General features: G+C 40.1%; 9 protein-coding genes. 6 read left to right on the forward strand and 3 right to left on the reverse strand.

Annotated features, from left to right (window positions below):
• Nucleotides 1-31: 31 nt before the first annotated feature.
• On the forward strand, nucleotides 32-1,036 hold the full coding sequence (locus ACTHOQ_RS11505) for an ABC transporter permease (protein ID WP_440496288.1): 1,005 nt from the start codon (nucleotides 32-34) through the stop codon (nucleotides 1,034-1,036).
• A gap of 16 nt (nucleotides 1,037-1,052) precedes the next feature.
• Nucleotides 1,053-1,946 carry an ABC transporter permease gene (locus tag ACTHOQ_RS11510; protein ID WP_440496289.1) on the forward strand — a complete coding sequence of 298 codons (894 nt, stop codon included), beginning with the start codon at nucleotides 1,053-1,055 and terminating at the stop codon, nucleotides 1,944-1,946.
• A 179-nt stretch (nucleotides 1,947-2,125) separates the two neighbouring features.
• On the opposite strand, the gene ACTHOQ_RS11515 is transcribed toward ACTHOQ_RS11510, so the two are convergent.
• Together ACTHOQ_RS11515 and ACTHOQ_RS11520 are read right to left on the reverse strand one after the other, a co-directional pair.
• Nucleotides 2,126-3,220 carry an FUSC family protein gene (locus ACTHOQ_RS11515; RefSeq protein ID WP_440496290.1) on the reverse strand — a complete coding sequence of 365 codons (1,095 nt, stop codon included), beginning with the start codon at nucleotides 3,218-3,220 and terminating at the stop codon, nucleotides 2,126-2,128.
• Between the two features lie 68 nt (nucleotides 3,221-3,288).
• Nucleotides 3,289-4,575, reverse strand: coding sequence for a glutamate-1-semialdehyde 2,1-aminomutase (locus tag ACTHOQ_RS11520; RefSeq protein WP_440496291.1), 1,287 nt, complete (start codon nucleotides 4,573-4,575; stop codon nucleotides 3,289-3,291).
• Nucleotides 4,576-4,710: 135 nt separating this feature from the next.
• Here ACTHOQ_RS11520 and bcp point away from each other — a divergent pair, with 135 nt between their 5' ends.
• The 3 genes from bcp to perR all read left to right on the forward strand — a co-directional run bounded on the left by bcp (nucleotide 4,711) and on the right by perR (nucleotide 6,774).
• Entirely contained in the window at nucleotides 4,711-5,181 is a 471-nt protein-coding gene (gene bcp, locus ACTHOQ_RS11525) for a thioredoxin-dependent thiol peroxidase (protein ID WP_440496292.1), read from the forward strand.
• Between the two features lie 21 nt (nucleotides 5,182-5,202).
• Nucleotides 5,203-6,150 carry a D-2-hydroxyacid dehydrogenase gene (locus ACTHOQ_RS11530; RefSeq protein WP_440496293.1) on the forward strand — a complete coding sequence of 316 codons (948 nt, stop codon included), beginning with the start codon at nucleotides 5,203-5,205 and terminating at the stop codon, nucleotides 6,148-6,150.
• Nucleotides 6,151-6,327: 177 nt separating this feature from the next.
• Complete coding sequence (gene perR / locus ACTHOQ_RS11535) at nucleotides 6,328-6,774, forward strand: peroxide-responsive transcriptional repressor PerR (protein ID WP_440496294.1); 447 nt, start codon at nucleotides 6,328-6,330, stop codon at nucleotides 6,772-6,774.
• A gap of 83 nt (nucleotides 6,775-6,857) precedes the next feature.
• On the opposite strand, the gene ACTHOQ_RS11540 is transcribed toward perR, so the two are convergent.
• Entirely contained in the window at nucleotides 6,858-7,199 is a 342-nt protein-coding gene (locus ACTHOQ_RS11540; RefSeq protein WP_440496295.1) for a YgzB family protein, read from the reverse strand.
• A gap of 306 nt (nucleotides 7,200-7,505) precedes the next feature.
• On the opposite strand from ACTHOQ_RS11540, the gene ACTHOQ_RS11545 reads away from it, so the two are divergent.
• On the forward strand, nucleotides 7,506-8,399 hold the full coding sequence (locus ACTHOQ_RS11545) for a nucleotidyltransferase-like protein (RefSeq protein WP_440496296.1): 894 nt from the start codon (nucleotides 7,506-7,508) through the stop codon (nucleotides 8,397-8,399).
• Nucleotides 8,400-8,700: the final 301 nt, after the last annotated feature.

Consider the following 8,700-nt stretch of genomic DNA (forward strand, 5'->3'; position numbering starts at 1 on the left):
GAAACTTACATTCATAAAAGGGGTGAAGAGCATGCTTCACTACATCGGCAAACGTCTACTACATTTAATACCCGTGTTGCTCGGAATGACTTTTTTAGTATTCCTCATTATTCGTGCCATTCCGGGGGATCCGGCCCAAGTTATTTTAGGACAGCAAGCTACTGCGGATGCAATTGCAGCGCTTCGCCAAAAGCTAGGCCTCGATAATCCGTGGTATATTCAGTATTTTGATTATCTTAAAGGAATTTTTACAGGCGATTTAGGCGAGTCGTTGAGAACGAGGCAGCCAATTTCCGCTGAAATGTGGCCATATTTGGCTGCCACATTTGAACTGGCATTTTTCGCGATGATTTTAGCGATTATCATCGGTGTAAATGCAGGGATTATTTCGGCATGGTTCCAAAATTCATGGTTCGACTATTTAGCAATGGTTATTGCGCTAGTTGGGGTTTCAATGCCGATTTTCTGGCTTGGTCTAATGGAGCAATGGGCTTTCAGTATTCAACTGGGCTGGCTGCCAACATCAGGTCGCCAGGAAGTACGGGATCCTGTAATAGCGACCACACATTTTTATTTGATCGATACATTGTTGCAAGGGCGCTTTGATCAATTTGTTGTTGTATTAAAGCATTTATTCTTGCCGGGCATTGCGCTTGCGACGATCCCTACAGCAATTATTGCACGAATGACAAGAGCGTCCATGCTCGAAGTGATGCGCTCGGATTTTGTTCGCACAGCACGGGCAAAAGGGCAGAAGATGTTCATCGTTGTTTATAAGCACGCATTGAAAAATGCATTGATTCCAGTATTAACGGTAGTAGGTTTACAAACGGGAATACTTTTAGGCGGCGCCATTTTAACTGAAACAATCTTTAGCTGGCCGGGTATTGGTCGCTATATATATGAAGCGATAGGATTCCGTGATTATCCTGTCATTCAGTCAGGCATTTTAATTGTGGCCTTTTTATTCGTCATGATTAATTTGATTGTCGACATTTTATATACAGTGATCGATTCACGCATTAAATACAACTAGGGGGGAGGCGCATAGCATGACTGAAATTATAAGAAATCAAGTCCAACTAATTGAAAAGGAAGAAAACGTAAAAGGGCCATGGCAAGAAGCGTGGACAAGCTTCAAAAAAAGCAAATCGGCTTTAGTGGGAAGTGCGATCGTTATATTTTTTGTTCTTCTCGCGGTTTTTGGCCCCATTTTTGCTCCACAAGGGATTAACGAGCAAAATTTAACTTTGCGTTTGCAGCCTCCATCCGCTGAGTTTTGGTTCGGGACAGATGATTTAGGACGTGATATTTTTTCCCGAATTTTACATGGTGCCCAGATTTCATTGACAGTCGGTTTATCGGCAGTAGTAATCTCGGCGATTGCCGGAAGCTTTTTAGGGATTATTGCTGGCTATTACGGTCGTTGGGTCGATACGATTATTTCAAGGATTTTTGATATTATGCTTGCATTCCCGAGTATTTTGCTGGCGATTGCGATTGTGTCTATTTTAGGACCGTCATTGCGCAATGCTTTAATCGCCATAGCGGTTATTAATATTCCAAACTTTGGGCGACTTATTCGTTCACGGGTGCTCAGTATAAAGGAAGAGGAATATATCCACGCCGCAAAAGCGATCGGAATGAAAAACTCCCGGATATTGTGGAAGCATATTTTGCCGAATTCGATGACACCTGTAATTGTCCAAGGAACATTGGCGATAGCGACGGCGATTATTGAAGCGGCCGCACTTGGATTCTTAGGGCTTGGTGCAGAGGCGCCACAGCCGGAGTGGGGAAAAATGCTAGCGGATGCGCGGATGTTTTTATTAAATGCTCCATGGGCTATGATTTTCCCGGGGCTTGCGATTATGTTGACGGTAATAGGCTTCAACTTAATGGGGGATGGCTTACGCGATGCTCTCGATCCGAAAATGAAAAGCTGAAAAACGAGAAGGTGTGCCATTTTTTGCGCAGCCTTCTCGTTTTTTGATGCATAAGAAGCGTAAAGCTTTACGGGAAATCCCAATTGGGGCGATACGAGGTTAGAGAAAAAGCGGACATTTCGCAAAGAGAGCAATACTTCTTATTGAAAAATAGCTTTTTTGTCCTGGAACCTAATTCTTTAATAAAAATCCGATTCTAAATCAAGATTCTTTTCTTCGCTATGATAGCTGCGGTAAGAGACGATTAATGTATCAAGATGCTCCAAATTCTCTTCATAATCTAAAATCCGCGATAAAATATACAGTAAATGATAGCTAGAGAACTGTTCATCCTCCGAAGCTTCTTCTTGGGCGAGCGCAATTTGTTTGATGAATTGCTCCATCAGCTCGCTGCCTTGCAAATATTCCTCATGGCGCGTCCACTTTGAATGTTCCGGCCTTAGCTTTCCGGTATATTTCAGTAATAGTTGTTCGTGATATGTCAGCAAAAAATCTAAGCGCTCTTGAATTATTATTTGAAACTGACTCGGCAGTTTACCGAGCTCATTTTCATGCTTATGCAAACGTATGAGCAACTCATAGCTTTTTTTCGAAGTTAGCAGCATTTGGCGATAGACAACGATTTTCCGTGCTTTTACATACTTTTGATTTTTGAAATAACCGCGTTCCTCTTTAAAAAAATCATACATTGTATCTAGCTCATTTAAACGGGACTTTAATTTCGTTATTGCCATCTTTGTAGACGTATGCTCACTTGCCTGCCGAACAGCCAAACGAGTCCAGCGAATAATATCGTCTTGGACAGAGTTGATCTTTTTAAACAGCTTTACCTCATATTTAGGCGGCAAAAATACTAAATTCACTACAAATGCGGCAAAAACGCCTAGCATAACTGTTCCAAATCGAATTAAGCCGAACATTATAAAATCATCGCCCGGCACTTCCATGATCGCGATTACTGTGACAAGTGCAAGGGAAATCGACTTTTCAAGCTTTAATTTCATCATAATACCGAGCACGATAATCGCAGCAATACCGACCGCAACAATATGGTGCCCGAATATTAAACCGAATAATACAGCGACGGTAGCACCGATTAAATTTCCTTGTATTTGCTCCAAAATAGTAAGATAAGAGCGGTAAATAGATGGCTGGATCGCAAATACAGCGGCAATCGCGGCAAATACAGGCGAAGGGACATTCAATAATTCGGCCAAAAATAAAGCAAAGACAATTGCGACACCTGTTTTTAATACACGTGCACCTAGTTTCAATTTCACTACCTCCTTTCTAGGGGGAGCAATATAGAGAAGCCACTATAATTGTATAGTGGCTTTCATTATTAAAGTTGAGAAAATGCCCAATCTACTGCTTTTAATGTTTCTTCTACATCTGCCTCTGTATGCTCAGTTGTCAAGAACCATGCTTCATATTTCGAAGGGGCCAAATTAATGCCTTGAGACAGCATTAATTTAAAGAAGCGCCCGAACATTTCGCCGTCTGTATTTTCCGCTTGCTCATAGTTTTCCACTTTTACATCCGTGAAGTAAATGGCAAATGCGCCTTTTAAACGATTTAGTGTAATTGTCACATCATGTTTTTTTGCAGCAGCTAGAATGCCTACCTCGAGCAATGCTCCTAAGCGGTCCATTTCCTCGTAAATCCCAGTTTGCTGCAACACTTCAAGACATGCGATGCCTGCTTGCATGCTTGCAGGGTTTCCGGCCATTGTTCCCGCCTGATATGCTGGGCCAAGCGGAGCCACTGTATCCATCACTTCCTTACGACCGCCGTATGCGCCGATAGGAAGACCGCCCCCGATGACTTTCCCCATTGCGACTAAGTCTGGTGTTAAGCCCAGCATTGTATGTGCAGCCCCGTAGTGGAAACGGAATGCGGTAATGACTTCATCATGGATTGTTAATGCCCCGTATTTTTTTGCGACGGCATGTACATGCTCCAGAAATCCTTTATGCGGCTCCACAATGCCGAAGTTGCCTACAATTGGCTCAATTAAAATCCCTGCTATTTCATTACCCCATTTTTCCATTGCTAATGTAAATTCTTCTTTATTGTTAAATGGTACTGTAATGACTTCAGTAGCGACAGCCTGAGGCACACCGGCAGAGTCGGGGGAGCCTAATGTAGCCGGACCGGAACCCGCAGCTACAAGTACTTGGTCGAAATGTCCGTGGTAGCAACCGGCGAATTTGATGATTTTTGTACGGCCGGTATATGCGCGGGCTACACGCACGCATGTCATTACCGCTTCTGTCCCGGAATTGTTGAAACGCACTTTATCCAATGTAGGGATCGCTTCTTTCAGCATTTTCGCAAACTTGATTTCGTGCTCTGTCGGTGTGCCGAACAATACCCCTGTTTCAGCCGCATGTGCGATTGCCTTTGCGATGTGTGGATGACCGTGTCCAGTGACGATCGGCCCATAAGCTGCCAAGTAGTCGATATAACGGTTGCCGTCAACATCCCAAAAATATGCCCCTTTACCGCGTGCCATGACGACAGGTGCGCCACCGCCTACTGCTTTATATGATCGGGATGGGCTGTTTACCCCCCCTACGATATGTTCGAGTGCTTCTGTGTGAAGTTGCTCTGATTTTGTATGATTCATAATTTACTCCTCCAAAGTAGCTTACATGAAATGATTTCATTTCTATTGTAGTATGTTATGAAAGGGAACGCCAAAGAATTTGAAACAACGGGCATTGTTTTGTACGATAGAAGAAAATTTTGGAGGGAATACGTAATGACATTAGAGAAATTGCAGGCGCCAATGTTTGAATTGCAAAACGATAAGGGAGAAATGATTTCTTTGGAACACTATAAAGGAAAAAACGTTATTCTTTATTTTTATCCGAAAGATTTGACGCCTGGCTGTACGACGCAAGCGTGCGATTTCCGCGATAAGCATAGAGATTTTACGGATTTAAATGCGGTTATTTTAGGTGTGAGCCTAGATGATGCTGCGAAACATACGAAATTCATCGAAAAACACGGTTTGCCTTTTTCATTGTTGGTCGATAAGAATCATGAGATAGCGGAAAAATACGGTGTATGGACATTGAAGAAAAACTTCGGAAAAGAGTATATGGGGATTGAGCGTACGACGTTTTTAATTAATGAAAAAGGCATCATCGAAAAAGAATGGCGTAAAGTACGTGTAAAAAATCATATTGATGATGTGTTAAACTATTTAAAAAATCGCACTATTAACTAAGTGCAAAAAGGGGAGTTATAAATGGCAACGATTTACTTTACATTTACACCACGCGAAGATTTGAAACAGCCGCTTTTGAAGGAATTTCCTCAAGTGGAGTTTTTGTTCGACACGAAGCTTGATGTCGAAAAGCTGGCGCAAGCAGATATTTTAGTGACATATGGCGAGGATTTGAAAGAGCACCATTTGCAGTATGCCGATAAGCTGCAGTGGATTTTCGTAGCATCTGCCGGAATTGAAAAAATGCCTGCGGAAGCGATTGCAAAACGCAATATTGTCGTATCAAATGTACGCGGTATACATAAAAAGCCGATGACAGAATCAATTTTAGCGCATATTTTATCGTTAAAACGTGTATTGCCTTTCATCTATGAACACCAACAGAAAAAAGAATGGAATAAAAAAGCCAATCCGACAGAATTAAACGGCAGCACTGCGCTTATTATCGGACCAGGCGCCATCGGAGGAGAAATCGGACGTATTCTACAAGCATTTGATGTATATACAATTGGCTGCAATCGTTCTGGCCAGGAAGCTCCTTATATGAATGAAACATATAAGCTTGATGATTTAAAACATCATCTCCACAAAGCGGATATTGTTATATCAATGCTGCCGTCCACGAATGAAACAAAGCATTTATTAGATCGAGGGCATTTTGAATTGATGAAGGATGCCGCGATATTCATGAACTTTGGACGCGGGGATTTAGTGGAAACAAATACTCTTATCAAAGTATTGCAAGATGGATTGATTGCCCACGCGGTATTGGATGTTTATGAAATTGAGCCTTTGCCATCACATAGTCCGCTATGGGATTTGGACAATGTGACACTTTCACCGCATTTTTCAAGCCATTCTTCTCGTTATGTAGAGCGCAGTTTAGATATTTTTAAGCCAAGTTTACAAAAATGGCTGAATGGAGAAAGAAATTTGGAAAATAAAATGGATATACTTCGTGGATACTAATTGAGAAAATATCCTAGGGAAAATGGACTTTGCTATCGCCTGTTTTCAATTAGCTGTCTCATTCATTGACATTTACTTCAATTGGGATAAGCAATTGTTGACAAGTTGTGGAGAAATTCGATACACTATTTATAACAATTATAAATTAATAATATGTATGAAAAGGGGTGCATGACGATGTCTGAAATGCATTTAAAAGATGCGCTGGACACGTTAAAGACTACCGGTGTACGAATTACTCCTCAGCGTCATGCGATTTTAGAATATTTAATTCAAAGTATGATTCATCCAACAGCTGATGATATATACAAAGCACTTTGCGACAAGTTTCCTAACATGAGTGTAGCGACAGTATATAATAATTTACGTGTATTTCGTGAGGTGGGCTTAGTAAAAGAGCTTACTTACGGAGACGCAGCAAGCCGTTTCGATTTTGTGACGGGCGATCATTATCATATGATTTGCGAAAGTTGCGGTAAAATTGTAGACTTCCACTATCCTGGGTTAAATGAAGTAGAGCAATTCGCTTCGCATGTAACAGGCTTTGAAGTTAATTCACACCGTTTAGAAGTATACGGTACATGTCCTGACTGTATTGCGGTCGGCGCGAAGAAAATTCAATAATAATTTACCCTAGTAACGGCTGTTGCTAGGTTTTTTTATATGAAAAAACGTGCATTTGCCTTATACAATGCACGTTGGAACTATTATTTTTTGTTGTAATTTTGATTAAATTCTTTTCCTTCCAATGTTGGATCCAATGTGAGCGGTTCATTACAATACATGCAAATATCTACACGGCCTAAAACTTTTGTCCATTTTCCGCATTCCGGACAGACGACTTGGACCGCTTTCGTTGATAATAACCCGATCCAACCATATACAGCTGTACTGCCAATGATGCAAAGAAGCCCGACAGTCATGAAGATCAATACGAGAATTTGATTGTTTTTAAAGAATATTGCGCCATACATAATAACGAAGCCGATGAAAATAAGGGATAATGCAAATGAGCGGATTTTATTAATTTTACTATTATATTTTTTCAATTCGATTGCCTCCTAATCTAAATTATACTATAACATAAATTGGATTTAGTTTAGTAGAGTCGAAAGAATTTGGCGGTACTGTAAATCCTCTTCAAGATTAATTATAATCCATGAATTAAAAGGTTTTTTATGCTTAAATGTCGAAAGAAAATCTATGGATATTTCTAATAATATAAATTTTATGCCGTAATGAAAAATCCGAGGCTGTAAAAATTCAATGAGATGACACTAGTTAATTTGGCTTATAGCGCTTACAATAACTTAGAAAACCATTATATAGTAGGTAAATTTTATAGGGGGATAACAATGGAACATATTTTAAGACCGATTTATCAAGAACGAGCAAGTCAGCCGGATACATTAGGCGTTATTCTAATAAATAAACGTGAAGGCGCTGCAAATATGACAGATACATTTGATGCGGTCCTTCTTATTATCGTGAAAGACAGCGATACACCGATCTACTCAAAACACTATATATATGGTGACGCGAAAATGGTTATGCATATTTTAACGGAAGAGCGTTTGCGTAAATGGATTTTCATTGGTTCAAACAAGCGACTGGTCGATTGGCTGTTCCATGGCAAAATTATGTTTGACCGCAACGAGTTTCTATTTAAGCTGCGTTCTGAATTACAGGAGTTCCCATTTTTCGGTCGCAAATTAAAAACAGGTATTCAGTTTGCGAAGCTAATCCGCCGTTATCAGGAAGGCAAAGAATTATTTGAGGATGGTCACTTTTTGGATGCGTACAATCATGTAGTTGCATCGTTGCATCATTTAGGAAGATTATCGATTATTGATAGTGGGCATTATCCGGAAGTGACGGTATGGGCTCAAGTAAAGAGAAATGATCCAGCTATATATAAATTATATGAAGAGTTAATTCTGAGTAACGAAAGTTTGGAAAAACGCTTAGAGCTGCTGTTTTTAGCCGGGGAGTTTCTAATTAACTCAAGAACAAACGATGGCGCGCAACATATATTGGAAACGATGCTTGCTCAACCTTACTGGACAATCCAGGAATTGCATGATCACCCTGAGCTGAGCTATTACTCTGTAGATTTGGAAGTGTTTGTTGAATATTTAATTGAAAAAGAATTAATACTTGTGGAAACAGTGATAGCGAAAAACGATGCAATATTCCATCGCAACTATTATGTAGATCGAAGCTTTGTTGAAAGCGAATACGGGTTATAGTATATTTATCAGAGCGCTTAAAACGCTCTGAAAGTTTTTTTTGAAAAAAGTGTTGACGTAATGTTGTATAGTATTGTAATATATTAAATGTCGCTAAGGCGTACTTGAAAAAACAGCTAAATGACTTTCGGACTTGTCGAAAAAAACTTTCTCAAAAAAAGTTGTTGACAACGGCGGGTGGAAATGTTAAATTAGAGAAGTCGCTAAAACGACAACGTACTGAATATGAACCTTGAAAACTGAACAAGCAACGTTAATGAAACAAGCTTCTTAAATGAAGCAAACAATAGATTTCAGCTTT

The sequence above is a fragment of the Solibacillus silvestris genome, from assembly GCF_051967575.1.
In the GTDB taxonomy this organism is placed as follows: Bacteria; Bacillota; Bacilli; order Bacillales_A; family Planococcaceae; genus Solibacillus; species Solibacillus silvestris_B.

Bases quoted from the DNA above. Each gene is read 5' to 3' on its own strand.
- ACTHOQ_RS11505 (WP_440496288.1), top strand. From the start codon at position 32: ATGCTTCACTACATCGGCAAACGTCTACTACATTTAATACCCGTGTTG.
- ACTHOQ_RS11510 (WP_440496289.1), top strand. From the start codon at position 1,053: ATGACTGAAATTATAAGAAATCAAGTCCAACTAATTGAAAAGGAAGAA.
- ACTHOQ_RS11520 (WP_440496291.1), bottom strand. From the start codon at position 4,575: ATGAATCATACAAAATCAGAGCAACTTCACACAGAAGCACTCGAACAT.
- bcp (WP_440496292.1), top strand. From the start codon at position 4,711: ATGACATTAGAGAAATTGCAGGCGCCAATGTTTGAATTGCAAAACGAT.
- ACTHOQ_RS11530 (WP_440496293.1), top strand. From the start codon at position 5,203: ATGGCAACGATTTACTTTACATTTACACCACGCGAAGATTTGAAACAG.
- perR (WP_440496294.1), top strand. From the start codon at position 6,328: ATGTCTGAAATGCATTTAAAAGATGCGCTGGACACGTTAAAGACTACC.
- ACTHOQ_RS11545 (WP_440496296.1), top strand. From the start codon at position 7,506: ATGGAACATATTTTAAGACCGATTTATCAAGAACGAGCAAGTCAGCCG.